The organism is Pseudonocardia sp. DSM 110487 (assembly GCF_019468565.1).
Classification (GTDB): domain Bacteria; phylum Actinomycetota; class Actinomycetes; order Mycobacteriales; family Pseudonocardiaceae; genus Pseudonocardia.
This window is the reverse complement of record NZ_CP080521.1, coordinates 6627704-6652403: the sequence shown is the minus strand read 5'-3', so window position 1 is coordinate 6652403 and position 24700 is coordinate 6627704. Positions and strand designations below refer to the sequence as shown.

Genomic DNA, 24700 nt, shown 5'->3' with positions numbered 1-24700 from the left:
ACCATACTGGCGTGATGGTCGGAGCTCTGCTGGTGGCGGGTACCACCTCGGACGCCGGCAAGAGCGCCCTTGTCACCGGGATCTGCCGGCTGCTCGCCCGCCGGGGCGTCGCGGTGGCGCCGTTCAAGGCGCAGAACATGTCGAACAACTCCGTCGTCACGCTCGACGGCGGCGAGATCGGCCGCGCGCAGGCGGTGCAGGCGCTCGCGTGCGGCCTCGCGCCGAGCGTCGCGTTCAACCCCGTGCTGCTCAAGCCGGGCAGCGACCGCAGCTCCCAGGTGGTGGTGCGCGGCAGGGTGGACGGCACGGTCAGCGCCCGGTCCTACCAGCGCCGCAAAGCCGCGCTGCTCGATGTGGTCACGGCGAGCCTCGCCGACCTGCGCGCCCGCTTCGACGTGGTGATCTGCGAGGGCGCGGGCTCTCCCGCGGAGATCAACCTGCGGGGGAACGACATCGCGAACATGGGCCTCGCGCAGGCCGCCGACCTGCCGGTCGTGATCGTCGGCGACATCGACCGCGGCGGCGTGCTCGCCCACCTCTTCGGCACGCTCGCCGTGCTCGACCCCGCCGACCAGGCCCGCATCGCCGGGTTCGTCGTGAACAAGTTCCGCGGCGACCCGACGCTGCTCGCGCCGGGCCTCGACCAGCTCGCCGCGCTCACCGGCCGCCCCACGCTCGGCGTGCTGCCGTGGGAGGAGCGGCTGTGGCTGGACGCTGAGGACTCGCTGTCCGCGGTGGCCGACGGCGTGCTCGGCAGGCCGGCGCCGCCGCACGGGTCGCAGTGGCTGCGAGTGGGCGTCGTGCGGCTGCCGCGGATCTCCAACGCCACCGACGCGGAGGCGCTCGCCGCCGAGCCCGGCGTCGCCGTCCGGTACGTGACGGAGCCGTCCCGGCTCGCCGACGTCGACCTCGTGGTGCTGCCGGGCTCCAAGGCCACGGTCACCGACCTCGCCTGGCTGAGGCGGACGGGGCTCGCCGACGCCGTGGTCGCGCACTCGGCCGCCGGAGGGCCGGTGCTGGGCATCTGTGGGGGATACCAGATGCTCGGGAAGCGGATCCTCGATCCGCACGGCGTCGAGGGTGGGGACGCCGACGGGCTCGGCCTGCTGGACCTCGAGGTGGAGTTCGAGGTCGACAAGCACCTGGGCAACCCCGAGTCGACGGCGTGGGGCGAGCCGGTGCGCGGCTACGAGATCCACCACGGCCGGGTGGTGTACAGCGGTGACCCGCCCCTGCTCGACGGCGAGGGATCCGACGCGGGCGCCGTCCTCGGGACGCACTGGCACGGGCTGCTGGAGAATGACGGGTTCCGCCGCGCCCTGCTGCGCCGGATCGCCGACCAGGCCGGGCGGACCGGCTTCGTCCCGGCGCCGGACACGTCGTTCGCGGCGCAGCGCACCGCCCAGCTCGACGTGCTGGCGGACCTCGTCGAGACGCACATCGACATCCGCGCACTTGAACATGTCATCAATCACGGTGCGCCCGCGGACCTCCCGGTGGTGACCACCGGTCTGGCAGGCTCGCCCGGGTGAGCGGTCCGCAGTTCCCCTTCTCCGCCCTCGTCGGCCACGACGACCTCCGGCTCGCGCTGCTGCTGAACGCCGTGCACCCTGGCGTCGGCGGCGTCCTCGTGCGCGGGGAGAAGGGCACCGCGAAGTCGACGGCCGTGCGCGCGCTCGCGGCGCTGCTGCCTGCGCTCGACGTGGTGCCCGGCTGCCGGTTCGGCTGCGCGCCCGGCGCGCCCGACCCGGCCTGCCCGGACGGGCCACACCCGCCGGGTGGCGCGGCCGACGTCCGCCCGGCCCGGCTCGTCGAGCTGCCGGTGGGTGCCACCGAGGACCGCCTCGTCGGCTCCCTCGACCTGGAGCGCGCCCTCTCCGAGGGCGTGCGCGCCTACCAGCCGGGCCTGCTCGCCGACGCGCACCGCGGCGTGCTGTACGTCGACGAAGTCAACCTGCTGCACGACCACCTGGTGGACCTGCTGCTCGACGCCGCCGCCATGGGCCGGGCCCACGTGGAGCGCGACGGCGTGTCGGTCTCGCACGCTGCGCGGTTCCTGCTGGTCGGCACGATGAACCCGGAGGAGGGCGAGCTGCGCCCGCAGCTGCTCGACCGGTTCGGGCTCACCGTCGAGGTACGGGCGGCGCGCGACGTCGAGACGCGGGTGGAGGTCGTGCGGCGCAGGCTCGCGTTTGAGGCCGACCCTGCCGGTTTCGTCGCCGGGTGGCAGGACGAAGAGCGGGGCACGGCCCAGCGGATCGCCGAGGCGAGGGACCGGGTCGGCGCCGTCGCGCTCCCGGACGCCGAGCTGCGCCGCATCGCCGCCGTCTGCGCGGCCTTCGACGTCGACGGCATGCGGGCCGACCTCGTGATCGCGCGCGCCGCGATCGCCCATGCGGCGTGGCGCGGGGCGGGCGCCGTCGCGGAGGAGGACGTGCGCGTGGGCGCGCGGCTCGCGCTGCCGCACCGGCGCCGCCGCGACCCGTTCGACGAGCCGGGGATGGACGAGCAGGCCCTGGACGACGCGCTTCGCGATGCGGACGAGCAGGAGCCACCGGACGGCCCGGACGACCGCGGACCTGGCGGCGGCGCCCCTGAACCCGGCGAGTCCCCGGCCTCCGGCGACTCCGACTCGGGCACGGCGCCGCGCCCGGCGGGTGACGGCCGGCCTCAGGCCGCGCCGCCGGCGTCGGCGCCGTTCCGGGCACGGCTGCTGCAGGTGCCGGGCATCGGGGAGGGAGCGCCCGGGCGCCGGTCGCGGGCGCGCACCGACACCGGCCGGGTGGTCCGCGCGTCCGGGACCGCGCCGCGGCGCGCCGCCGACCTGCATCTGCCTGCCACCATCGCCGCGGCCGCCCCGCACCAGCGGGGCCGCGGCCGCACCGGCGCCGGCCTGCGGCTGCACGCGGCCGACCTGCGCAGCGCCGAGCGCGAGGGCCGGGAGGGCAACCTCGTGCTCTTCGCCGTGGACGCGTCCGGCTCGATGGCCGCCCGGCAGCGGATGGCGGCGGTGAGCGGGGCGGTCATGTCGTTGCTGCGGGACGCCTACCAGCGCCGGGACAAGGTCGGGCTGGTCGCGTTCCGGGCGGGTGGAGCCGAGCTGGTGCTGCCGCCGACGTCCAGCGTGCCCGCCGCTCAGGTCCGGCTCGCGCAGCTGCGCACCGGTGGCCGCACGCCGCTGGCCGACGGGCTGTTGCGGGCGCGGGCCGTGCTGCGCGTGGAGCGGTTGCGGGACCCGCGCCGCCGCGCGCTGCTCGTGCTGCTCACCGACGGCCGCGCCACCGTGGCGGCCCGCCCTGGCGGCGACCCGGTTGCCGACGCGTGCCGCGCCGCCGGGCTGCTCGCCGCCGACGGGGTGGCGACGATCGTGGTCGACTGCGAGAGCGGCCCCGTCCGGCTCGGCCTCGCCGCCCGCGTGGCTGCCGCGGCGGGCGGAGCCGCACTCGGTCTCGCGGAGCTGTCGGCCGATCAGGTGGCCGGCGTCGTCCGGGCGGCGCGCGCCGCGTAAGGCCCACCTCGTGAGTGGATACGCGCGCTATAGCTCGCGTATCCACTCACGACCCGACGGAGGAGGGGAACATGCCGCAGGGGCAGGTCGTCACGGTTCCGGCCGACGGGCTCACCACCCGCCAGCGCCGCAATCGGCCGCTGGTCGTCGTCCACACGGGGGAGATGAAGGGGAAGTCGACCGCCGCGTTCGGGCTGGCGCTGCGCGGCTGGAACCAGGGTTGGTCGATCGGGGTCTTCCAGTTCGTGAAGTCGGCGAAGTGGAAGGTCGGCGAGGAGGCCGCGTTCCGCGCACTCGGCCGCGTGCACGAGCAGACCGGCGAGGGCGGGCCGGTCGAGTGGCACAAGATGGGCGAGGGCTGGTCCTGGACGCGCAAGAAGGGCTCCGAGGACGACCACGCCGCCGCCGCGGCCGAGGGCTGGGCGGAGATCCGCCGCCGCTTCGAGACGCAGGCGCACGACCTGTACGTGCTCGACGAGTTCACCTACCCGATGAAGTGGGGGTGGGTGGACGTGCGCGAGGTCGTCGAGGTGCTCGCCGCCCGCCCCGGCCGCCAGCACGTGGTGATCACCGGGCGGGATGCCGCCCCGGAGCTGATCGAGGCCGCCGACCTCGTGATGGAGACGACCAAGGTCAAGCACCCGATGGACGCGGGCCAGAAGGGGCAGCGCGGGATCGAGTGGTGATTCGGGACCGCGCAGGTCGAGTAGCGCCGGCCCCCTCTTCCGGTGGTCGAGTAGCGCCGGCCCGCTGGGGCGCCGTCCCTACTCGACCACCGTGAGCGCGGCCTCAGGCCACCAGGTCGCCGTACTCGTCGGAGTGCTTGTCCAGGAACCCCTTCACGAACGGGCACACCGCGCGCACCTTCTTGTCGTGCGCGCGCACGTCGTCCAGCGCCGCGCGGATCAGCCCGCTCGCCACGCCCTTGCCCTCGAACTCGGACATGACCTGCGTGTGGATGAACGTCACGATCCGCTCGGACGCGCGGTACTCGGCGATACCGGCAAGCTCGCCGTCGATCAGGGCCTCGTAGCGTCGGCGCTCGGGCACATCGGTGACGTCCATGGCGATCACGCTAGTCGCTAGAATGCAGATCGGAGGTGAGGCGTGTCCGGTGACGCGTACGGCGTCGACGAGGCCACTCGCGCCCTCCTCCTGCTCATGCCCCGGCTCGTGGGCCGGGCGAAGCGGATCCCGCCGCCCGAGCCGTTGCGCGTGTTGCAGCTCGCGCCCCGGCACCTGTCGCTGCTGGCCTACCTGGTGTTCGACGGCCCGCTGGGGGTGAAGGAGCTGGCGGCCCGGCTGGAGGTCGCGCCCGCCACCGTGAGCCTGATGGTCGCCGACCTCTCCCGGCAGGGGGTGCTCGAACGCCGCGAGGACGACGCCGACCGGCGGCGCACGATCGTCAGCATCGCGCCCGCGCACGAGCGGTCGGTCACCGACTGGCTCGCCGCCGGTGGGCACGCCTGGAAGGTGGCGATGGAGCCGCTGACAGCCGAGCAACGGCGGTTGTTCGTCGAGACGTTGCGGGCCTACGAGCGCGAGGTCACCGGCCAGGAGTAGACAGATCGCATGGAGTACACGCGACTCGGCTCGACCGGTATGCAGGTCTCGCGGATCTGCCTGGGGATGATGAGCTACGGCACCCCGACCTGGCGGGAGTGGGTGCTCGACATCGACGCCTCCCGGCCGCTCGTGCGCAGCGCCGTGGATGCGGGGATCACGTTCTTCGACACGGCCGACGGCTACTCGCTCGGCGTGTGCGAGGAGCTCACCGGCACCCTGCTGCGTGAGTTCTTCCCGCGCCGCGATGACTACGTGCTCGCCACCAAGGTGTTCTTCCCGATGAGCGACCGGCCCAACGACCGCGGGCTGTCGCGCAAGCACATCATGGCCAGCATCGACGGGTCGCTGCGCCGGCTGGGCACCGACCACGTCGACCTCTACCAGATCCACCGCTGGGACCCGGAGACCCCGATCGAGGAGACGATGGAGGCCCTGCACGACGTCGTGCGCGCGGGCAAGGCCCGCTACATCGGCGCCTCCAGCATGTACGCGTGGCAGTTCGCGAAGGCCCAGCACACGGCCGACCTGGGCGGCTGGACCCGCTTCGTCTCGATGCAGGACCACTACAACCTGATCTACCGCGAGGAGGAGCGGGAGATGCACCCGCTCTGCCTCGACCAGGGCGTCGGCGTGATCCCGTGGAGCCCGCTGGCCCGCGGACGGCTCGCCCGGCTGCCGGAGGAGCGCACCACCACCCGCGCCGCCAGCGACCCGATCGCCGACAACATGTACACCGAGTCCGACGACGCGGTCGTGCAGGCGGTCGCCGACGTCGCCAAGGCCCGTGACCTGCCGCTGGCTCAGGTGGCGCTCGCGTGGATGCTGCACAAGGAGGCGATCTCGGCGCCGATCGTCGGGGCCACGAAGCCCGGCCACATCGAGGACGCGGTCGCCGCGGTCGGCGTGGAGCTGTCGGACGAGGAGATCGCCGCGCTCGAGGCGCCGTACGTGCCGCACCCGGTGCTCGGCCACCAGTGAGCGAGCTCGCGAGCTCACCATCAGCGCAGTGACCCGAGCGGTGGTGGTCGCCGCGCCCGCATCGGGCAGCGGCAAGACCACCGTCGCCACCGGGCTCATGGCGGCGCTGCGGCGGCGGGGGACGGCCGTGGCTCCGTTCAAGGTCGGGCCGGACTACATCGACCCCGGCTACCACACGCTCGCCGCGGGGCGGCCGGGCCGCAACCTCGACCCGGTGCTCGTCGGTGCCGACCGGATCGCCCCGCTGGCCCGGCACGGGTCGGCGGGCGCCGAGATCGCCGTGGTCGAGGGCGTGATGGGCCTGTTCGACGGGCGCATCCCCGATGGTGCGGGTTCCACCGCCGAGGTCGCGGGGCTACTAGGGGCGCCGGTGCTGCTGGTCGTCGACTGCCGCGGCCAGTCGCGCAGCCTGGCCGCGCTGCTGCACGGGTTCCGCTCCTTCGACCCGGCCCTGCGGATCGCGGGCGTCGTGCTCAACCGGGTGGGCAGCGCGCGGCACGAGGACGTGCTCCGCGCCGCCGCCGAGGAGGCGGGGCTGCCCGTTCTCGGTGCCCTCCCGCGCCGCGACGCCCTCGAAGTCCCGTCCCGGCACCTGGGGCTCGTGACGGCCGCGGAGCACGGGGGAGCCGCCACCGCCGCCGTCGACGCGATGGCGGAGCTGGTGGCGGCACACGTCGACCTCGACGCCGTGATCGGGCTGGCCGCGCCGCTGCCGGCCGGCCCGGCGTGGTCGCCGCGCGACGCCGTCGGTGACGGTCCACCCGGTCGCGGGCCGGTAGTGGCGGTGCTCGGGGGCCCGGCGTTCACGTTCGGCTACGCCGAGCACGTCGAGCTGCTCGCCGCGGCCGGAGCGGAGCCGGTCACCGTCGACCCGCTGCGCGACCCCGCCCTCCCTCAGGGCACCGGCGCGCTCGTGCTGCCCGGCGGCTTTCCGGAGGAACACGTCGCCGAACTCGGCGCCAACGCGCCACTGCTCGCCGCGGTGCGGGAGCTGGCGGCGTCGGGAGCGCCGGTGCACGCCGAGTGCGGCGGGCTGCTGTACCTGTGCGAGACGCTGGACGGCTCGCCGATGTGCGGCGTGCTCCCGGCCGCGGCGACCCGCGCCGGGCGGCTCACGCTGGGCTATCGCGACGCCGTTGCGCTCGCCGACTCGGCGCTGCACCCGGCGGGCGCGCGCGTGACGGGGCACGAGTTCCACCACTGGTCGGTCACGCCGCGCGCCGGCGAGGCCGCAGCCTGGGCCTGGCGCGGGGCGGAGCCGGAGGGGTTCGTCCATGGCGGCGTGCACGCGTCGTTCCTGCACACCCATCCCGCGGGGGAGCCCGCCGCGGTGGCGCGCTTCGTCCGGAGCGCGCCTCAGATCCGTGGGCCGGAGAAGGGGTAGCGAAGCGTGGTGGCTGATCGAATGGTCGTCGGGCTGGTGGCGTGTGCGACCGGTGGGTTACGCACCATCTGGAACGGCTTCGTGGAGCCTGCACTACGGCTGGACTGGCGGGTTGCCGTCACCCTCACCCCAACGGCGAGCCGGTGGTTGTCAGACGGTGCGGAGCTGAGGCGAATCGAGAAGGCCACCGGCCTGCCGGTCCGCGATCGCCCGAGGCTTCCCGACGAGCCGCGCCCGCATCCGGAACTCGCGTGCTGCGTGGTGGCGCCGGCGTCGGCCAACACGGTCGCGAAGCTCGCCCTCGGCATCTCGGACAACCAGGCCCTCGCCACTGCGAACGAGGCCATCGGTGATCCGGATGTCCCTGTGATCGTCTTTCCGCGAGTGAGCGCCGCGCACGTCCGACATCCCGCGTGGGCCGGCCACCTCGCCACGCTGCGCTCCGTAGGTGTCCACCTGGTGTACGGCGAATCCGTCTGGCCCGTTGATGAGCCGCGACAAGCGCCGCCCGGCGGTCGTCCGCTCCCGTGGGCTGCGATGCTCGACCTGGTCGGTCAGGTCACCTCCACGTAATGCATGTCTCCACGGGCTCGGCGTGTCGTCGTGCTGCAGCGTGACCCACCACGCCGTCCATTACTCGGGCACGCGAACCTCCGGTGTTTCAGGTGAGGAGATTCGCGAACGAGCCGCGTGCTACGCAGAGTCGACGAAAGCGGCTGAAGCGAGGTCCGAGTGTCAGGCTGCGGAGACAGAGTGTCGCGCGGGGCCGTACCGTGGCGATGACGCACGCAAAGTCCCAGCGACGCTGGCACGCTGGGCATGCTCGACGCCGCGCCCGGCCACACGGTGCTGGAGATCGGGACCGGATACAACGCAGCGCTACTTTGCCACCGCCTCGGCAGCGAGGCTGTGACCAGCATCGACATCGACCCGGAACTCGTCGACGCGGCACGTGAGACGCTCATGTCAGTTGGGTTCACACCTACTCTCGTGGCCGGCGACGGCGCGGACGGCGTACCAGAGCGCGCACCGTTCGACCGAATCCTCGCCACCTGCGCCGTACCCGCCGTCCCCGGAGCGTGGGGGGCAACTCGCCGACGACGGGCGGCTCGTGGCCGACCTACGCGCCGTCACGTCGAGCACGTTGATCGCGGCTTGCCGCGACGGCGACGGCAACCTCGTGGGTCGGTTCTATTCCATTCCAGGCCATTTCATGTGGCTTCGACCGCACGTCACCGACCCGTTTCGCACATCTGGGGAGAGCCTCGCATCGTTCGACCGGACGGCGATGCGCCGCGCCGCCGCCGATCTCGATCCAGAACTCCTCGACGATCCCGACTTCGGCTTCCAGCTCGCCCTCCGGGTCCCCGGGGTCGTGCAGTCCCTGCGCCTGCCCGACCGGGGTACCTGCATCTTGCGCACTGACGACGGCTCCTGAGTCGAGATCGACAGCCACGGCACCGCACTTCAGAGCGGCTCCCGATCGATCGGGGACGAGATCCTCGCGGCGCACCGCGCATGGGTCGCCCACGGTATGCCCCACCGCTCCCGTTACGGACACACCGTCACCCCGACCGGAACCAGCACGGTCTGGCTCGACTCGGCCGAGGAGTCCACCGAGCGGATCGCGACGTGAAGCGGCGGCGCTTGCCGCCACCGTCGTCCGCTTCGACGACCGGTCACACCCCGTCGCGGGCCGGTCGCCGTGATCCCTGATCAGTGGATCGCCCCAGGTGGCTTCTCCTTGCTACTGTTGAGTAACCGACGCTCAGCGAGGAGGTCGTCGTGCCGGAGATCCGCACACCTCGGTCCCGCTCCCGCCGGCACGCGCGCGTCGGCCTCGTTCTCGGGGCGGGTGGCCTGCTCGGGTCGGCCTGGACGGCGGGTGTGCTCCCGCTCCTCGTCGAACGCCTCGACCGGCCGCTGAGCGACCTCGATCTCGTGCTCGGCACGAGTGCGGGAGCCGTGCTCGGTGCGGCGTTGCGGTGCGGCATGGACGTGCCGGAGCTGCTCGCCCACCAGCGGGGCGCCGACCCGGCCGCCGGCTCCGACCGCAGGCCCGCCGAGCTGCCGGAGCTGCGCACGATCGAGCGCGAGTCCGGGGACGGGCGGATGCCCGTGCCGCTGCCGCTGCTCGGGTCGCCCTGGCTGGTCGCACTGGCCGCCGTCTCGCCGTGCCGGATGAACCCCGTGGTGGCCGCGTCCGGCCTGCTGCCGCTGGGGCGGCGGCGGATGACGTCGCTCGTGCGGATGGTCGACGCCCTCCAGGCGCGCGGCGGGGCGCGGGCGGACGGCTGGGTTCCCGGCAAGCCGCTGTGGGTGGTGGCAGTCGACTACGACTCCGGGCGCCGGGTGGTGTTCGGGCGCGCAGGCGCTCCGCAGGCCTCGGTCGCCGACGCGGTGCTCGCGTCCTGCGCGATCCCGGGCTGGTTCGCACCGCAGGTGATCGAGGGGCGCCGCTACGTCGACGGCGGCGTCGCGTCGTCCACGTCGCTGGCGCTGCTCGCGCGGCCGGGTGCGCCCGTGTTGGACGAGGTGTACGTCCTCGCGCCCATGGCCAGCTACTCCTACGACCGACCGACCGATCCCGTCGCGGTGGTGGAGCGGCAGGTGCGCCGGCTGCTCACCCGCTGGCTCGACGCCGAGGTGCGCGCGGTGCGCGACCTGGGCACCCGTGTCACCGTGCTGACCCCGGGGCCCGCCGACCTGCAGGCCATGGGCGGCAACCTGATGAACCCGCGGCGCCGCCTCCAGGTGCTGGACACGGCCCTGGAGACCTCGGCCGGCGCGCTGGACGCCGATCGCAGCACGGCCGCCTGAGACCCGTCGGGGGATTGAAACGCCACTTTCACGCAGCCTCACCGCGTGAGAGTGGCGTTTCAATGGAGCGCGTAGTCCGGTAGCGGGAAGGACCGCGCTGCCTCGTCGATCCGGCCGCTGAGCAGCCGCTTGGCCGGGCCGAGGTACGGGAGCGCGGTGAGCACGGCGTTGCGCAGCCAGAGGGCGGTGCGCGTGCCCGGGACCAGCGTGGCGGCGCCGGAGGTCGCGAGCCGCTGGTTGCGCTCGACGAACGGGCGCAGCGCCCGCTCGTACGCGGTGAAGGCGATCGCCGGGTCGCCTCCGGCCGCGGCGAGCTCACCTGCCAGCACGTACGCGCCGATCAAGGCGAGGCTGGTGCCCTGGCCGGACAGCAGGGCCGGGGCGTAGGCGGCGTCGCCCACCAGCGCCACCCGTCCGCTGCTCCACCGCGGCATCCGGATCTGGCTCACGGTGTCGAAGAAGAAGTCCTCCGCGGTCCGCATGGCGGCGACCAGCCGTGGGACCTCCCAGCCACCGCCGGCGAACGCGGCGGCCACGGCGTCCCGCTGACCCGCGACATCCCGGGGGTCGACCGCGAACCCGGGCGGGGTCGCGAAGGCGAACATCGCCGTGAGGCTCTGCTGCCCGCGCACCGCGTTGACGCCGGCCATCCGTCCCGGGGTGTTGTGTGCGACGAACTCCCGCTCCAGGTTCCAGACGGCGCTCGTCGCCGGGTCGAGGGAGAACCCGGCGAAGGCGAATCCGAGGTCGTGGCGGAAGTCGGCGTCCGGCCCGAAGACCAGCCCGCGGACGGTCGAGTGCAGCCCGTCCGCCCCGATCACGAGATCGACGGCGCGCGGCGGCGCGTTGCGGAACGTCACGTGAACGCCGTCCGCGTCCTGCTCGAGTGCCGTGACCGTGTCCTCGAACAGGTACTCGACATCGTCGCGCGTCCGCTCGTAGAGCAGGCGCGCGAGGTCGCCGCGGGGAAGCTCGACGTCGCGGCCCGCCGGGCTGCCGGTGAACTCGTCCGGCGTGATGCGCGCGATCGTCCGCCCGCGCGCGCCGACGAACGTCCCGCCTCTGGTGTCGACGTGTGCCTCGCGGATCGCGGGCAGCAGGCCCGTGCGCTCGACGACCTCGAGCGCACCGGCGCGGACGTCGATCGGGTAGCCGCCGTCCCGGATGGCGGGTGCGCGCTCCACGACGACCGGTCGGAAGCCGTGGTGGTGCAACCAGAAGGCGAGTGCCGGCCCGGCGATGCTCGCGCCGGAGATCAGGATCGTGCGGGTCATGGGGTCCTCTCATTGCCTACTTGCCGCACGGTAAGGAACGAACTGACCGGGCGGCAAGTAGATAACCGGTAGGCTGCGCGACGTGCCGCGCCGCAACGCCGACACGCGAGAGGACATCCGCGCCGTCGCCATCGAGCTGTTCGCCGAGAACGGGGTCGAACAGACGAGCCTGCGCCAGATCGCGGAGCGGCTCGACATCACCAAGGCGGCGCTCTACTACCACTTCCCGTCCAAGGACGAGCTGATCGCCGACCTGGCCCAGCCGCTGATCGACGATCTCGAGGACTTCTTCGCCCACGTGCGGGAGGTGGGGCCGGGTGAGCCCGATGCCATCCTCCGCAGGTACCTGGAGCTGTGCTACCGCCACCGCAAGCTGCTGCAGAGCGTGCTGCGCGATCCCACGGTCCTGTCCCGGCTGGGCACGCTCACCGAGGTGCTCTACCGGCGCCTCGAGGTGGATCGGTTGCTGGCGGGCAGCGACCTGCCGGCGGACCGCGTGCGGGCGACCATCGCCTTCGGTGGCCTGCAGGACTGCGTGGTGCTGATGGGCGACGAGCCCATGGAGAGCTATGCCGAGGCCGCCGTCGCGTCGGCGGGGCGGGCGCTGCGGCCGGGTTAGACACGGCCGAGTGCGCAACGTCGCAGTCCAGCCGTCTGCATGGACTCCGCGGCGCCCCGCGGCACAGACTGACCGGCGTGGAGCGTGGGAAGGTGTCGTTCGTGGGGGCCGGGCCGGGCGCGGCCGACCTCATCACGGTGCGGGGAGCGCGGCGGATCGCCGAGGCCGACGTGGTGATCTGGGCGGCCAGCCTGGTGATGGCCGAGTGCGTCACCGAGCACGCTCGGCCCGACGCGGAGCTGGTCGACTCCTCGCAGATCGCGCACGAGGACGTCCTCGCGCTCTACCGGCGTGCCGCAGCCGAGGGCCTGAAGGTCGCACGCGTGCACTCCGGTGACCCGTCGCTGTGGGGCGCTGTGCAGGAGCAGTACGACGCGGCCGAGGAGCTCGGGCTCGAGGTGGAGATCGTGCCGGGGGTCTCGGCGTTCGGTGCGGCCGCCGCGGTCGCGGGCCGGGAACTGACCATCCCGGAGGTCGCGCAGTCAGTGGTGCTCACCCGGCTCGAAGGCGGCAAGACACCGATGCCGCCGAAGGAGAAGCTGCGCGAGTTCGCCCGCCACGGCACGACGATGGCGATCTTCCTCTCCGCCGCGCGCTCCGGGCAGATGGTCACCGAGCTGCTGGCGGGCGGCTACCCGGACGACACCCCGGTGGTCGTCGCCCACCGCACCAGCTGGCCCGACGAGCTGACCCTGCGGTGCCGGCTCGACGAGGTCGAGCACGTGTGCAAGCAGAACAAGCTGTGGCGGCACACCCTGTTCCTGGTGGGTCCGGCCCTCGCGGCGGCGGGAACGAGGAGCCACCTGTACCACCCCGGGCATTTCCACACGTTCCGCAAGCCGGACCGGTCGGCGCGCCGCGAACTGCGGGCGCGCCGGACCTCATGAGCCCTGCCCTCGACCGCCGTTCGTCGGAGACGCTCACTGTGATCGGGATCGATGGGGAGCCCCTTTCCGTGCCTGCGCGGGATGCGCTCGCCTGTGCCGAGGTCGTCGTGGGGGCTGCTCGGCATCTCGAGGCCGTCCCTGTGCCGGCCGCAGCGGAGCGGGTCGTGCTCGGGCCGGTCGAGGCCGGTCTGGAGCGGCTGACCGGGCGGCGGGGCGTCGTGCTCGCCAGCGGGGATCCGGGGTTCTTCGGCATCGTGCGGCTGCTGCGCGAGCGGGGGCACGAGCCCGTCGTGCTGCCGGCTCGCTCCAGCCTGCAGCTGCTGTTCGCCCGGCTCGGCCGCTCGTGGGACGACGTCGCCGTCGTGAGCGCGCACGGGCGGGACCTGCGCCCGGCCGCCAACGTCTGCCGGGCGCGGCCCGCCGTCGCCGTGCTCACCGCGCCGGGCGCCGGGCCCGCGGAGATCGGCGCCGCCCTCGAGGGGTGGCCGCGCACGCTCGTGGTGGCCGAGGACCTCGGCGGGCCGGACGAGCGGCTCGTCACGCTGCCGGCCGTCGAGGCCGCCGATCGCCAGTGGCACCCGCTCACCGTCGTGCTGAGCCTGCGCGACCCGGACGCGGTGCCGCCCCGCGGCTGGCACGCGGGCGGCGAGCCCGTCCCGCCGGCGGGCGGGTGGGCGCTTCCCGATCACGCGTTCGACCACCGCGCGAGCATGGTCACGAAGGCCGAGGTCAGGGCGCTCGTGCTGGCGCGGCTCGCCCCGCATCCCGGTGCTCTCGTGTGGGACGTCGGTGCCGGGTCCGGCTCGGTGGCCGTCGAGTGCGCGCGGCTCGGCGCGGCGGCGCTCGCCGTCGAGCGGCGGCCCGACGACGCCGAGCGCGTCGCCGCCAACGCGGCCGCCCACGGCGTCGACGTCCGCGTCGTGGCGGGCGAGGCCCCTGCGGCGCTGGCCGGGCTGCCCCGCCCGGACGCGGTGTTCGTCGGAGGGGGCGGCCCCGAGGTCGTCGCCGCCGCGGCGGCTGCCGGACCCGAGCGGGTCGTCGTGGCGCTCGCGGCGATCGACCGGATCGCGCCCACCCGCGCGGCGTTGCGGGCCGCCGGCCTGACCGTCGACGGCGTGCAGCTCGCGGCGTCCCGCTTCGCCGACCTGCCGGACGGCTCCGTCCGGCTCGCCGCCACCAACCCGATCACCGTCATGTGGGGGACGCAGCACTGATGGTCGACCATGCACGCAGGTCTCCGAGGATCGCGCTGTTCGCCGTCACCGAGGCGGGGCGGCGGGCGGCGGCCGAGGTCGCGCCCGCCCTCGGCGCCCATGTCCACCCGCTCGACGAGCTGCCCGATCTGTGGCCGCGGCTGGACGCGGCGGTGTTCTTCCTCGCCACCGGCGCCACCGTCCGGCTGGTCGCTCCGCTGCTGGAGGACAAGCGCGCCGACCCTGGCGTGGTGTGCGTCGACGAGGCCCGCCGGTTCGCCGTCGCCCTCGCCGGTGGGCACGAGGGCGGCGCCAACGCGCTCGCCGAGCGGGTCGGCGCACTGCTCGGCGCCCAGCCCGTGATCACGACGGCCTCCGACGCCACCGCCACGACGGGTGTCCACGATCTGGCAGTCGCCCTCGACGCGGTGGTGGACGGCGACGCGGCGGCCGCCGGCCGCGCACTGCTGGACGGCACGGCGGTGGTGGAGAACCCCCTTGCCTTCCCGCTGCCGCCCACCCCGGGACGTCAGCAGAACCACCTTGCTGACGTCCGGGAACCGCACCGGGTCGTCGTCACCGATCGGCTCGTGGGCGGCGTGACCCGGGTCGTGCCGCCTACGCTCGTCGTCGGGATCGGGGCCGCGCGCGGAGTGCCGGCCGCCGCCGTGAGTGCCGCCTTGCGGCGCATCGAGACCGAGCACGGGGTCGACCTGCGTGCCGTCCGGGCGTACGCGAGCGTCGACCTCAAGGCGGACGAGGCGGGGATCCTCGCCGCGATCGCGCCCGCGGAGCTGCGGACCTACCCGGCCGAGGTACTGGCCGAGGTCGCCGTGCCGAACCCGAGCGAGGTGGTGCGCGCCGAGGTGGGCACCGCGAGCGTGGCCGAGGCCGCCGCGTTGCACGCCGCCGCGGAGCTGGGCGGCGGGGCGCCGGTCGAGCTGGTGGTCGAGAAGATCAAGGGCGCGAACGTCACGGTCGCGGCCGCGCGGATCCGACCCCGGGGCCGCCTCGCGATCGTCGGGCTCGGGCCGGGCGCGGCCGACCTGCGGGTGCCCCGCGCCGGGACGGAGCTGCGCCGTGCGTCCGTGGTGGTGGGGCTCGACCAGTACGTCGAGCAGATCCGCCACCTGCTCCGCCCTGGCACCGAGGTGCACGCGAGCGGGTTGGGCGACGAGGAGCAGCGCGCGGCGGACGCCGTCGCCCTCGCCGCGAAGGGTCGCGCGGTTGCGCTGATCGGCTCCGGCGACGCGGGTGTGTACGCGATGGCGAGCCCGGCGCTGCAGCAGGCGGGTGCCGACATCGAGGTCGTCGGCGTCCCCGGTGTCACCGCCGCGCTCGCCGCCGCCGCACTGCTCGGCGCCCCCCTCGGGCACGACCACGTGCTGATCTCGCTGTCGGACCTGCACACCCCGTGGCCGGTGATCGAACGTCGCGTCGCGGCCGCCGCTGATGCCGACCTCGTCACCTGCTTCTACAACCCGCGCAGCCGCGACCGCCACTGGCAGCTCGGCGCCGCACTCGACGCCTTCCGCGCCCATCGCCCGCCGACCACACCGGTCGGCGCCGTCCGGCAGGCCGGGCGGCCGGGGCAGCGGGTGTGGACGGCCCCCCTGGTCGAGTTCGACGCCGCCGAGGTCGACATGCTCACGACCGTGGTCGTCGGGTCGTCGGCGACGCGGATGGTGGCGGGGCGGATGGTGACGCCGCGGGGTTATCGCTGGAGCTGAGATTGCCGCGCAGCTCGTGGCCCGGTCGTGAGCTCCCGCGAGTCGCGCTCTGGATGTGCGCGAGTCGTGCGCCCGCTGCACCGTCGCCCGTCGGTTCGACGGAATCGCCGCGGAGGTGCGACGTCGCGCACGCGGCGAGGGAGCGAGGGCATGCGTCGGGTTAGGCTCGGCCGGCCGTGTGGGAACCCGGTGCGATTCCGGGGCGGTCCCGCCACTGTCACCTGCGAACCTCCGCAGGGAGCCAGACCTCGCGCGGCACACCCACCACCGACCCCGTCCGGGCGTGGACACCCCGGGGAGGAGAACCGTGAACGCGCGCGTCGCCGTGCATCCGATCGAGCAGGAGTCCTACGCGATCCTGCGCAGCAGGCTCGACACCTCTGATCTGCCGCCGCTCACGCGCGCGGTCGTCGAGCGGGTCGTGCACACGAGTGCCGACACCACATGGGCCGGCGACTTGGTCGCCGCGGAGGACGCCCTGCAGGCGGGCCGGGAGGCGTTGCTCGCCGGGTCGCCGCTGGTCACCGACGTGCGGATGGTGGCCTCCGGGATCACCGCCCGCCCGGCGGTCGTGGCGCTCGACCTCGCCGCGGGCCCCGAACCGGGGCTGACGCGGTCCGCGGCCGGGATCCGCGCCGCCGTCGCGCAGCACCCGGACGGCGCGGTGTGGGTGATCGGGAATGCGCCGACCGCGTTGCACGAGCTGGTGCGCTGCGCCGCCGACGGCCTGGTGCGCACGCCGCTCGTGGTCGGCCTTCCGGTCGGGTTCGTCGGCGCGGTGGCCGCCAAGGCGGCGCTGCGCGCGTCGGGACTGCCGGCCGTCAGCAACCGCGGTGAGCGGGGTGGGGCCGCCGTCGCGGCGGCCGCCGTCAACGCCCTGCTCTACGCGGATGACGACAGGGCGGTGGACTGATGGCATCGCCCCTGCTGCTCGTCGGACACGGCACGGTCGACGCGACCGGCGTCGAGGAGTTCGTCGCGTTCACCGGCCGCATGAGCGACATGCTCGACGTGGACGTGGCCGGCGGGTTCATCGAGCTCTCGGCGCCCACCGTCCACCAGGCGTGGACGGAGCTGTCCGAGCGCGGGAACACCACGATGGCGGCTGTGCCGATGGTGCTGGTCGCGGCAGGCCACGCGAAGGGCGACATCCCGGCGGCCCTGCAGCGCGAGGTTGTGCGCGACCCGGCCACGGCGTACGTCTTCGGGCGCCCGCTCGGGCCGCACCCGCTCCTGCAGGATGTGGTGGCCGCGCGCGTCGCCGAGGTCGCGCCGGCGCGGGAAACGGCCGTGCTGCTCGTCGGCCGCGGCTCAACCGACCCCGACGCCAACGCGGAGATCTGCAAGGTCGCGCGGCTGTTGCAGGAGGGCCGCGGGTACGACTTCGTCGAGCCGGCGTTCGTCTCCCTGACCGGCCCTGACGTGGCCGGCGGGCTCGCCCGCTGCCGGGCGCTGGGGGCGCGGCGGGTGGTCGTGGCGCCGTACTTCCTGTTCGACGGGGTGCTGCCGCGCAGGGTGGGGGAGCAGGCCCGCGCGTTCGCGGACCGGCACCCGGACGTCGACGTGCGGGTGGCGCGGCACATCGGCGACTGCCCGGAGCTCGCGGAGCTGGTGCTGGAGCGCTACCGCGAGGCGCTGCACGGCGACATCCGGATGAACTGCGACACCTGCGCCTACCGCGTGCTGCTGCCCGGGTTCGAGGACAAGCTCGGCGCCGCGCAGACCCCGCACCACCACCCGGACGACCCGTCACACGGACATGGGCACGGACACGGACACGGTCACGTGATCGCGGGATGATGACGCGCGTGGACACCTATCTCGTCGGCCTGAACCTGGCCGGCCGCCGCGTCGTCGTGGTCGGTGGCGGCGTCGTCGCGCAGCGCAGGCTCGCCGGGCTGCTCGCGGCGGGGGCCGATGTCGAGGTCGTGGCACCGGAGGTCACCCCGGCCGTCGAGGCCATGGCCACCGCGGGCGAGCTGCGGTGGACGGCACGCGGCTTCCGGGCCGGCGACCTTGAGGGCGCCTGGTACGCCATCGCGTGCACGGACGACTCGGCCGTCAACGCCCAGGTCGGTGCGGAGGCGCAGGAGCGGCGGGTGTTCTGCGTGCGCGCCGATGACGCTCCGCAGGGCAGCGCGGTCACCCCGGCGGTCGGGCGCCACGGCGGGCTCACCGTCGGCGTGCTCGCCGGGCGCAACCCGCGCCGCTCGGCCGCGGTGCGCACGGCCGTGGTCGAGGCGCTGCACGCCGGGGTCGTGGACGACGCCGCGGAGCCGGTGCGGCCCGGGGTCGCGCTCGTCGGCGGCGGGCCGGGCGACCCGGATCTGATCACCGTGCGCGGGCGGCGGTTGCTCTCGCGTGCCGACGTCGTGGTCACCGACCGGCTCGGCCCGCGCGATCTGCTCGATCAGCTCGATCCGCACGTCGAGGTCATCGACGCCTCCAAGATCCCGTACGGCCGCGCGATGAACCAGGCGCGGATCAACGAGCTGCTGATCGAGCACGCCCGCGCCGGGAAGTTCGTGGTGCGCCTCAAGGGCGGGGACCCGTACGTGTTCGGCCGTGGCTTCGAAGAAGCCATGGCGTGCGCCGAGGCCGGCGTGGCCGTCACCGTGGTGCCGGGCGTGACGAGCGCGTTCGCCGCCCCTGCCGTGGCCGACGTGCCGGTGAGCCACCGTGGGGTGGCGCACGAGATCGTGGTGGTCTCCGGGCACGTCGCGCCGGACGACCCGCGCAGCCTCGTCGACTGGCCCGCGCTCGCCCGGCTACGCGGCACGGTGGTGCTGATGATGGCGGTGGAGCGGATCGGCGCGTTCGCCGACGCGCTGATCGCGGGCGGCCGCCCGGCCGACACACCCGTCGCCGTGGTGCAGGACGGCACCATGCGGATCCAGCGGACCCTCCGCGCGACGCTGGCCACCGTCGCCGACGCGGTGCGCGAGCAGGGGATCAACCCGCCGGCCGTGGTCGTCGTCGGGCCGGTGGCGGGCCTCGCCGACGGCGCGGTGACCACACCGGGTACCTGATCCCCATGGCCGACCGCTCCCTGCTCGACATGACCGTCCGCGAGCTCCTCGACGCCGCGGCCGCGCGCACCCCGGCCCCGGGTGGGGGCGGGGCCGCCGCGCTGACCACGGCGCTGGCGGCCGCGCTCGCCGGCATGGCCGCCAGGTTCGGCGACGACGGCTCGGCGGCCGACCGCGCCGACGCCCTGCGCGCCACCGTCGCCCCGCTCGCCGACGCGGACGCCGCGGCATACGGCGCCTACCTCGCCGCCACCCGCCTGCCGCGCGACGACCCGGGCCGGGCCGATGTGGTCGCCGCCGCCCGCCGGGAGACGATCGACGTGCCCGCGCGGATCACCGAGCTCGCCGGGCAGGTGGCGGTGCTGGCCGCCGACCTCGCCCGCAGCGGCAACCCCAACCTGCACGGCGACGCCGCCGCGGCCGTCCACCTGGCCGCCGCGGCCGCGACCACGGCCGCCGAGCTGATCGCGGCCAACGTCACGGATGACGCAGGATCGGCCGAGCGGGACCGTGCCCGGAACATCGGGGCGAAGGCGCGCGGGCTCGCCGAGGCGGTGGTGCGGCGCTAGTCGCGAGTTGCTGCCCGGGGATGGCGCAGGAGCCCGTCCACGGCGTGCAGCACCGCCCGCAGGCGGTCGACCCGGTTCCCGCCGACGCAACCGGGTTGATCGGTGCCGATCGCGAGGGGCACCTGCGGGGGCAGCGTCGCGAGCAGGCCATGGGGAGGGCTGCCCTGCTCGAGCTCGCCGACCAGCAGCCGCACGTAGCCGAGCCGGTCACCGAGCTCCACGACGGTCTGGTCGACGGCGTCCGCGGTTAGCCCGGCTTGCGACAGCACGTCGAGCACCACACCGCCGCCGCTCGTGCCGACGACGTCCAGTGCGTGGTGCAGCGTCGGCGCGCCGGTGCCTGGCACGGCGTGCAGGAGCGGCCGCAGGCCGTAGCGCTGAGCCAGCTCGGCGAGCGCGGCGAAGTGCTCGCGCTGGCCGGGCTGCGCGGTGGCGCGGGCGGTGACGAACTGCGCCCCGAGCCGGGCTCCCAGCTCAAGGGCGCGCAGATAGGGGTGGGCGTAGTCGACGCGGTGCAGTTCGGGGCCCAGCTCGACCCGGCCGACGTCGAGCACCGTGACCCGCGACTCGAGCAACGCGTCGACCAGCGCGGGCAGCATCGGCGAGCCGATGCCGCGCTGCCACCACGGCTCGGCCTCGTCGGCCGAGGCGACCCGGATCCCGATCGAGGAGTAGCCGGCCTCGCGGGCGAGGGCGACCAGCTCGACGGGGGAGAGCGGGAGCACCGGCGAGTGGTGCAGGGCGATCCGATTCACGATCTCTCCTCATGGGCGAGCCGAGCAGTTCGGTGTGGACGTGGAAGAACTCGCCCGCGTCGTCGTGCCCGGTCACGACACCTCGACCAGCTCGCCCGTGCGGCTCGCCTCGGCGATGGCGAGCGTGACGCGCAGCGTCTCGACGGCGTCCCGACCGGTGACGCGGGGTGGGGCCCCGCGGATCACGTCGCAGAAGTGAGCGAGCTGGCGCGCGAGCGGATCGGCCTCCTCGACCTCGACCACAGCCGTGTCGAGAGGCTCCCACCAGGACGGGGCGCCGGGGTAGGTCGTGAGGCGCATCGTCGGCACCCGCAACGAGCCGCGTGTCCCGGCGATCACGTAGCAGTCGGCGTCGATCGCCTGCGGGTAGCTGCGGTCCTCCCCTGAGGTCAGCTCCCAGCTGAACGGCGCGGCGGCGGTGTCGGAGAGCAGGAAGGTGCCCAGCGCGCCGCTCGCGAAGCGCAGCGCGATGGCCACCGTGTCCTCGACCTCGTGCCCACGCGTCCCGTTCGCGGCCATGGCCTGCACCGCGACGATCTCGCCGCAAACCGCCCGCAGGTCGTCCACCTCATGGATCATGTTGATGAGGATCGGACCGCCGCCGGGCTCGCGCCGCCACGGCGCGGCGTCGAAGTAGTCGTCGGGCTTGTGGAAGAGCGCGCTGCCCTGCACGGCCACCACGCGCCCGAGTGCACCGGAGGCCACCGTCCGCGCGGCGGCCTCCAGCAATCGGCTGTAGCGGCGGTGATGGCCGACGAGCAGCGGAACGCCCGCCTTCTCCGCCGCCTCGGCGAGCCGAGCCCCGTCCTCGACGGTGTCGGCGATCGGCTTCTCGACGAGGACGGGCACCCCGCGCTCGACGCACTCCAGCGCGATCGGCACGTGCAGCCGGTTGGGCGTCGCGACGATCACCCCGACGTCGTCGGTGCCCTCGGCGGCGAAGAACTCGCTGATCGAGCCGTAGCGGGACGCGGCCACGGGAGCCGGGTCGACGATGCCGGCGAGCTCGCAGCCGGGGTTCTCCTGCACGAGCGCGACGTGCCGGCGCCCGATGAGACCGGCGCCGGCCACGACGATGCGCGGGACTGCCATCAGACCGACGCGGCCCGCAGCCGGGCGTAGTCGTCGGCCGGTACCGGCGTGGCGTCCTTTGCGCCCAGGTCGTCCAGCTGGATCCGGAACGTCTCGCGCGCCGACCACGCCGAGACGGCCGCCAGCACGGCGAACCCGAACGTGAACGAGCCGACGATCAGCGGCACGTTCGAGCCGGACGGCGCCAGGACCGCGAACAGCGTCGGCATGAAGGCGGTGATCGCCGTGCCGATGTTCTGGGAGACGGCGAAGCCGGTCACGCGGGTGCGGGTGGGGAAGAGCTCCTGGTAGAAGGCGGGGAAGATCGCGTTGTAGCCCTGGTACACCACGCCCCACATGAGGATGGCGAGCACGAACGCGAGCCCGACGTTCCCCTCGCTGACCGCCCACAGGTACGCGAAGGAGAGCGCGCCAGAGCCCAGCGAGCCGACGATGATGCAGGGGCGGCGCCCGATGCGGTCGCTGAGGTTGCCGACGAAGGGGATCAGCAGCACCGCGACGACGTTGCCGACCACGGAGATCCACAGGTACGTCGTGGGGCTGAAGCCAAGGCCGTACGCCTTGCTGGTGGCGTAGGTGGCGCCGAACACCGTCGCGGTGGTCGGCACGATGTTCATCAGGGCCATGGCGATCACGCGCAGCATGTCGGAGCCGTTCTCGCGGACGACCTGCACGATCGGCGCCTTCGGCACGGCGTTCTGCTCCTGCTCCTCGCGGAATGCCGGCGTCTCGTCGACGCGGCGGCGGATGACGTAGCCAGCGACCACCACCAGCGCGCTGAGCAGGAACGGCACCCGCCAGCCCCAGGACTGGAACGCCTCGTCGGGCAGGAACGCCGACATCGGCAGGAACACCGCGGCCGCGAGGATCTGCCCCGCCTGCACGCCCTGGAGCGTGAAGCTCGCGTAGAAGCCGCGGCGTCCGAACGGCGCGTGCTCGACGATCATGGCGCTGGCTCCCGAGATCTCGCCGCCGACGGCGAAGCCCTGGATGAGGCGCAGGATCACCAGCAGCGTCGGGGCGAGCACGCCGACCGACTCGTAGGTGGGCAGGAGCGCCACGAGGAACGTCGAGATGCCCATCATCAGCATGCACAGCACGAGGACGTTCTTGCGGCCGTGCTTGTCGCCCCACTGACCCAGCACGAACGCGCCGAGCGGGCGGGCCACGTACCCGACGCCGAACGTCGCGAGGGAGGCAACGACGCCGACCGTCGGGTTGCCCTGCGGGAAGAAGATCGCCGGGAACACGAGGGCGGCGGCCTGCGCGTAGATGAAGAAGTCGTAGTACTCGAGCGCGCTGCCGACCCACCCGCTGGCGGCGGCCTTCCTCGGGGTGCGTTCCACGGTCTTCTCCTTTGAAGCTGTGCACGATGCGCACAACTGTGCGCAACAGGGTGGGGAGAGGCTAGAAGCAGCCGACGGCGCCGTCAAGCGGCGTACGCGGACTTGAGCGCGCCAGGAGACGGGTCCTACTCTGGGCGGTATCCGCGCAACTGTGCGCATCCTGAACAGGGAGTCCACGTGAAGGCAGCGGCGCTGGTACGACCGAGCGAGCTCGAGATCGTCGACCTCCCCGAGCCCGAATGCGGGCCCGGTGACGTGCTCGTGCGCGTCATGGGTGTCGGGTTGTGCGGCTCCGACCTGGGCGTCTACGCCGGCACCCGGCCGGTGCCACACACGCCGTGGGTGCTCGGCCACGAGGGCGTCGGCGAGATCGTCGACGTCGGCCGCGACGTGCGCGACCGGCGACCCGGTCAGCGGGTGGCCATCGAGCCGAACTACTGCTGCCTGCGCTGTGCCGCGTGCCTCGCCGGATTCACCTCGGCCTGCCCGAACCGCGTCATCCTCGGGATGAACACGCCGGGCCTGCTCGCGGAGCGCGTCGCCGTGCCCGCGGAGTTCGCGTTCCCGGTGGCCGGTCACGTCCGGATCGACGATCTCGTGGGCGCCGAGCCGCTCACCGTCGCGCGGGCCGCGATCCGCCGGTCCGGCATCGCACCCGGCGATACCTGCCTGGTGGTCGGGGCCGGTTCGCAAGGCCTCTTCCTCTGTGTCGCGCTGCTCGCGATGGGGGCGGTGCCCGAGGTGGTCGAACCCCACGAGGGGCGCCGCGAGCTCGCCCACGCACTCGGCGCGAAGCCCGCGGGCTCTGCCGCCGTCGACTTCGTGTTCGAGACGTCGGGCGTGCCCGCCGCGCTCCCGCCCGCGCTCGAGCGGCTCGCCACCGGCGGCACCGCGGTGCTGATCGGGATGAACCGGCAAACCCTCGATCTGAGCAGCTGGACGATCGTCTACCGGCAGCTGCGGATCGTCGGCTCGCTGATCTACGACCACCCCCGCGACTTCGCCGGCACGGTGGAGGTCCTCGAACGCGCCGACGTCGCCCCGCACCGCGTGCTGCAGGCCGAGTTCGCCCTGGAGAAGGCGGGGGAGGCGTTCGAGTCGGTGCGGTCGGTTCCGGGGAAGGTCTGGATCCGCGTCAGCTAGTGGTGGAAGGCGTTGCCTACCAGGTCGGCCTCGATGAGCCGGGCCGTGCGCAGGATCGCCGGCACGTGGTCGCGCTCCACCAGCTCGGGCGTGGTGCGCCCCGCGTGCACCGACACGTTCGCGGCCGCGATCGCGCGTCCCGCCCGGTCGCGCACCGGGGCGGCCGCGCCCCGCAGCCCTTCCTCCAGCTCCGAGTCGACCAGTGCCCAGCCCTGGGAACGCACCTTCTCGATCTCGCGCCGCAGCTGCTCCACCGTGCGGACGGTCCGTTCGGTGCGCGTGGTGAGGTGCAGCCGGTCGAGGTAACGGTCGAGCTCGGGCTGGGGCAGGCCCGCCAGGAGGACCCGTCCCATCGAGGTGGCGTACGCGTCGAACCGGGTGCCGATGTTGATCTTCACGGCGGCGAGTCGGGCGCTGGGGACGAGCGCCACGTAGACGATGTCGTCGCCGTCCAGCACGGCCAGCGCCGCCGTCTCGTTGAGCTCCGAGGCGAGCTTCTGCAGGTGTGGCGTGGCGATCTCGGGCAGCGACATGCCGGACAGGTACGCGTAGCCGAGCTCGAGGATGCGCGGGGTCAGCTCGAACGTGCGTCCGTCGCTCGCCACGTACCCAAGGTCGGCCAGCGTGAGCAGCAGCCGGCGCGCGGTCGCGCGGTCGAGGCCGGTCGCCTTCGCCACGTCCGAGAGCGACTGCCTCGGCCGCTCGCCGGAGAACGACCGGAGTACTGCCAGCGCACGGGCGACGGACTGCACGAAATGAGGGCCGTGGCCGTTCCGACTGTGACTCGGGGCGTCCTCTGTGCGCATC

At 74.0% G+C, this 24700-nt stretch carries 24 protein-coding genes, 1 pseudogene and 1 riboswitch; of the genes and pseudogenes, 19 read left to right on the top strand and 6 right to left on the bottom strand.

Annotation, left to right across the window (positions count from 1 at the left end):
- The first annotated feature begins 14 nt into the window (after nt 1-14).
- The 3 genes from K1T35_RS31030 to cobO all read left to right on the top strand — a co-directional run bounded on the left by K1T35_RS31030 (nt 15) and on the right by cobO (nt 4194).
- Nucleotides 15-1532, top strand: coding sequence for a cobyric acid synthase (locus tag K1T35_RS31030; protein WP_220262963.1), 1518 nt, complete (start codon nt 15-17; stop codon nt 1530-1532).
- On the top strand, nt 1529-3508 hold the full coding sequence (locus K1T35_RS31025) for a putative cobaltochelatase (protein WP_220255335.1): 1980 nt from the start codon (nt 1529-1531) through the stop codon (nt 3506-3508). The genes K1T35_RS31030 and K1T35_RS31025 overlap by 4 nt, the downstream gene beginning before the upstream one ends.
- Before the next feature lie 71 nt (nt 3509-3579).
- A complete protein-coding gene (gene cobO, locus K1T35_RS31020; protein ID WP_220255334.1) occupies nt 3580-4194 on the top strand; it encodes a cob(I)yrinic acid a,c-diamide adenosyltransferase in 615 nt (204 codons plus the stop codon).
- Nucleotides 4195-4297: 103 nt separating this feature from the next.
- On the opposite strand, the gene K1T35_RS31015 is transcribed toward cobO, so the two are convergent.
- On the bottom strand, nt 4298-4573 hold the full coding sequence (locus tag K1T35_RS31015; protein ID WP_220255333.1) for a GNAT family N-acetyltransferase: 276 nt from the start codon (nt 4571-4573) through the stop codon (nt 4298-4300).
- Between the two features lie 96 nt (nt 4574-4669).
- Here K1T35_RS31015 and K1T35_RS31010 point away from each other — a divergent pair, with 96 nt between their 5' ends.
- From K1T35_RS31010 to K1T35_RS30985, 7 genes and pseudogenes are all read left to right on the top strand, one after another.
- Nucleotides 4670-5071: a MarR family winged helix-turn-helix transcriptional regulator gene (locus tag K1T35_RS31010; protein WP_220262962.1), complete on the top strand. Its 402-nt coding sequence runs from the start codon at nt 4670-4672 to the stop codon at nt 5069-5071.
- A 9-nt stretch (nt 5072-5080) separates the two neighbouring features.
- Nucleotides 5081-6052: an aldo/keto reductase gene (locus K1T35_RS31005; RefSeq protein ID WP_220255332.1), complete on the top strand. Its 972-nt coding sequence runs from the start codon at nt 5081-5083 to the stop codon at nt 6050-6052.
- A 28-nt stretch (nt 6053-6080) separates the two neighbouring features.
- Nucleotides 6081-7436, top strand: coding sequence for a cobyrinate a,c-diamide synthase (locus K1T35_RS31000; RefSeq protein ID WP_220255331.1), 1356 nt, complete (start codon nt 6081-6083; stop codon nt 7434-7436).
- Nucleotides 7437-7457: 21 nt separating this feature from the next.
- Nucleotides 7458-8009 (top strand): flavoprotein, encoded by a 552-nt coding sequence (locus tag K1T35_RS30995; RefSeq protein WP_220255330.1) that lies wholly within the window; start codon nt 7458-7460, stop codon nt 8007-8009.
- Between the two features lie 246 nt (nt 8010-8255).
- Nucleotides 8256-8507 (top strand): annotated as a pseudogene (locus K1T35_RS49170) (methyltransferase domain-containing protein); the annotation flags it as partial.
- Nucleotides 8508-8547: 40 nt separating this feature from the next.
- On the top strand, nt 8548-8874 hold the full coding sequence (locus K1T35_RS49165; protein ID WP_255622807.1) for a hypothetical protein: 327 nt from the start codon (nt 8548-8550) through the stop codon (nt 8872-8874).
- A gap of 347 nt (nt 8875-9221) precedes the next feature.
- Nucleotides 9222-10256 carry a patatin-like phospholipase family protein gene (locus tag K1T35_RS30985; RefSeq protein ID WP_220255328.1) on the top strand — a complete coding sequence of 345 codons (1035 nt, stop codon included), beginning with the start codon at nt 9222-9224 and terminating at the stop codon, nt 10254-10256.
- Between the two features lie 59 nt (nt 10257-10315).
- On the opposite strand, the gene K1T35_RS30980 is transcribed toward K1T35_RS30985, so the two are convergent.
- Complete coding sequence (locus tag K1T35_RS30980; protein WP_220255327.1) at nt 10316-11530, bottom strand: FAD-dependent monooxygenase; 1215 nt, start codon at nt 11528-11530, stop codon at nt 10316-10318.
- Nucleotides 11531-11612: 82 nt separating this feature from the next.
- Here K1T35_RS30980 and K1T35_RS30975 point away from each other — a divergent pair, with 82 nt between their 5' ends.
- The 8 genes from K1T35_RS30975 (at nt 11613) to K1T35_RS30940 (ending at nt 19557) form a co-directional block, all read left to right on the top strand.
- Nucleotides 11613-12149 carry a TetR/AcrR family transcriptional regulator gene (locus tag K1T35_RS30975; RefSeq protein WP_220255326.1) on the top strand — a complete coding sequence of 179 codons (537 nt, stop codon included), beginning with the start codon at nt 11613-11615 and terminating at the stop codon, nt 12147-12149.
- A gap of 77 nt (nt 12150-12226) precedes the next feature.
- Nucleotides 12227-13036, top strand: coding sequence for a precorrin-4 C(11)-methyltransferase (gene cobM, locus K1T35_RS30970; protein ID WP_220255325.1), 810 nt, complete (start codon nt 12227-12229; stop codon nt 13034-13036).
- Between the two features lie 68 nt (nt 13037-13104).
- The gene (cbiE, locus tag K1T35_RS30965) at nt 13105-14250 is read left to right on the top strand and encodes a precorrin-6y C5,15-methyltransferase (decarboxylating) subunit CbiE (protein WP_255620931.1); all 1146 of its coding nucleotides are present in this window, start codon (nt 13105-13107) and stop codon (nt 14248-14250) included.
- Entirely contained in the window at nt 14250-15959 is a 1710-nt protein-coding gene (gene cobJ, locus K1T35_RS30960; protein ID WP_220255323.1) for a precorrin-3B C(17)-methyltransferase, read from the top strand. Before cbiE ends, cobJ begins: the two co-directional genes overlap by 1 nt.
- Nucleotides 15960-16139: 180 nt before the next feature.
- Nucleotides 16140-16207, top strand: a riboswitch (cobalamin riboswitch).
- 59 nt (nt 16208-16266) lie between these two features.
- Nucleotides 16267-16872, top strand: a complete 606-nt coding sequence (locus K1T35_RS30955; protein WP_255620930.1) for a precorrin-8X methylmutase — start codon at nt 16267-16269, stop codon at nt 16870-16872.
- Complete coding sequence (locus tag K1T35_RS30950; RefSeq protein WP_220255321.1) at nt 16872-17759, top strand: sirohydrochlorin chelatase; 888 nt, start codon at nt 16872-16874, stop codon at nt 17757-17759. Before K1T35_RS30955 ends, K1T35_RS30950 begins: the two co-directional genes overlap by 1 nt.
- The gene (gene cobA / locus K1T35_RS30945; RefSeq protein ID WP_255622696.1) at nt 17759-18988 is read left to right on the top strand and encodes a uroporphyrinogen-III C-methyltransferase; all 1230 of its coding nucleotides are present in this window, start codon (nt 17759-17761) and stop codon (nt 18986-18988) included. Before K1T35_RS30950 ends, cobA begins: the two co-directional genes overlap by 1 nt.
- 5 nt (nt 18989-18993) lie before the next feature.
- Nucleotides 18994-19557, top strand: a complete 564-nt coding sequence (locus K1T35_RS30940) for a cyclodeaminase/cyclohydrolase family protein (protein WP_220255319.1) — start codon at nt 18994-18996, stop codon at nt 19555-19557.
- Here K1T35_RS30940 and K1T35_RS30935 read toward each other — a convergent pair.
- From K1T35_RS30935 to K1T35_RS30925, 3 genes are all read right to left on the bottom strand, one after another.
- On the bottom strand, nt 19554-20312 hold the full coding sequence (locus K1T35_RS30935) for a sugar phosphate isomerase/epimerase (RefSeq protein WP_220255318.1): 759 nt from the start codon (nt 20310-20312) through the stop codon (nt 19554-19556). The genes K1T35_RS30940 and K1T35_RS30935 overlap by 4 nt on opposite strands.
- A 72-nt stretch (nt 20313-20384) precedes the next feature.
- The gene (locus tag K1T35_RS30930) at nt 20385-21404 is read right to left on the bottom strand and encodes a Gfo/Idh/MocA family protein (RefSeq protein WP_220255317.1); all 1020 of its coding nucleotides are present in this window, start codon (nt 21402-21404) and stop codon (nt 20385-20387) included.
- Nucleotides 21404-22750 carry an MFS transporter gene (locus K1T35_RS30925; RefSeq protein ID WP_255620929.1) on the bottom strand — a complete coding sequence of 449 codons (1347 nt, stop codon included), beginning with the start codon at nt 22748-22750 and terminating at the stop codon, nt 21404-21406. The genes K1T35_RS30930 and K1T35_RS30925 overlap by 1 nt, the downstream gene beginning before the upstream one ends.
- Nucleotides 22751-22927: 177 nt before the next feature.
- Between K1T35_RS30925 and K1T35_RS30920 the strand changes: the two genes are divergently transcribed.
- Nucleotides 22928-23893: a zinc-binding dehydrogenase gene (locus K1T35_RS30920; RefSeq protein WP_220255316.1), complete on the top strand. Its 966-nt coding sequence runs from the start codon at nt 22928-22930 to the stop codon at nt 23891-23893.
- On the opposite strand, the gene K1T35_RS30915 is transcribed toward K1T35_RS30920, so the two are convergent.
- A complete protein-coding gene (locus K1T35_RS30915; protein WP_220255315.1) occupies nt 23890-24699 on the bottom strand; it encodes an IclR family transcriptional regulator C-terminal domain-containing protein in 810 nt (269 codons plus the stop codon). The genes K1T35_RS30920 and K1T35_RS30915 overlap by 4 nt on opposite strands.
- Between the last annotated feature and the right edge of the window lies 1 nt (nt 24700).

Coding starts and splice junctions, on each gene's coding strand:
- K1T35_RS31030 (WP_220262963.1), top strand. CDS start 15: ATGGTCGGAGCTCTGCTGGTGGCGGGTACCACCTCGGACGCCGGCAAG.
- cobO (WP_220255334.1), top strand. CDS start 3,580: ATGCCGCAGGGGCAGGTCGTCACGGTTCCGGCCGACGGGCTCACCACC.
- K1T35_RS31015 (WP_220255333.1), bottom strand. CDS start 4,573: ATGGACGTCACCGATGTGCCCGAGCGCCGACGCTACGAGGCCCTGATC.
- K1T35_RS31010 (WP_220262962.1), top strand. CDS start 4,670: ATGCCCCGGCTCGTGGGCCGGGCGAAGCGGATCCCGCCGCCCGAGCCG.
- K1T35_RS31005 (WP_220255332.1), top strand. CDS start 5,081: ATGGAGTACACGCGACTCGGCTCGACCGGTATGCAGGTCTCGCGGATC.
- K1T35_RS30995 (WP_220255330.1), top strand. CDS start 7,458: ATGGTCGTCGGGCTGGTGGCGTGTGCGACCGGTGGGTTACGCACCATC.
- K1T35_RS30980 (WP_220255327.1), bottom strand. CDS start 11,530: ATGACCCGCACGATCCTGATCTCCGGCGCGAGCATCGCCGGGCCGGCA.
- cobJ (WP_220255323.1), top strand. CDS start 14,250: ATGGTCGACCATGCACGCAGGTCTCCGAGGATCGCGCTGTTCGCCGTC.
- K1T35_RS30950 (WP_220255321.1), top strand. CDS start 16,872: ATGGCATCGCCCCTGCTGCTCGTCGGACACGGCACGGTCGACGCGACC.
- cobA (WP_255622696.1), top strand. CDS start 17,759: ATGACGCGCGTGGACACCTATCTCGTCGGCCTGAACCTGGCCGGCCGC.
- K1T35_RS30940 (WP_220255319.1), top strand. CDS start 18,994: ATGGCCGACCGCTCCCTGCTCGACATGACCGTCCGCGAGCTCCTCGAC.
- K1T35_RS30930 (WP_220255317.1), bottom strand. CDS start 21,404: ATGGCAGTCCCGCGCATCGTCGTGGCCGGCGCCGGTCTCATCGGGCGC.
- K1T35_RS30915 (WP_220255315.1), bottom strand. CDS start 24,699: ATGCGCACAGAGGACGCCCCGAGTCACAGTCGGAACGGCCACGGCCCT.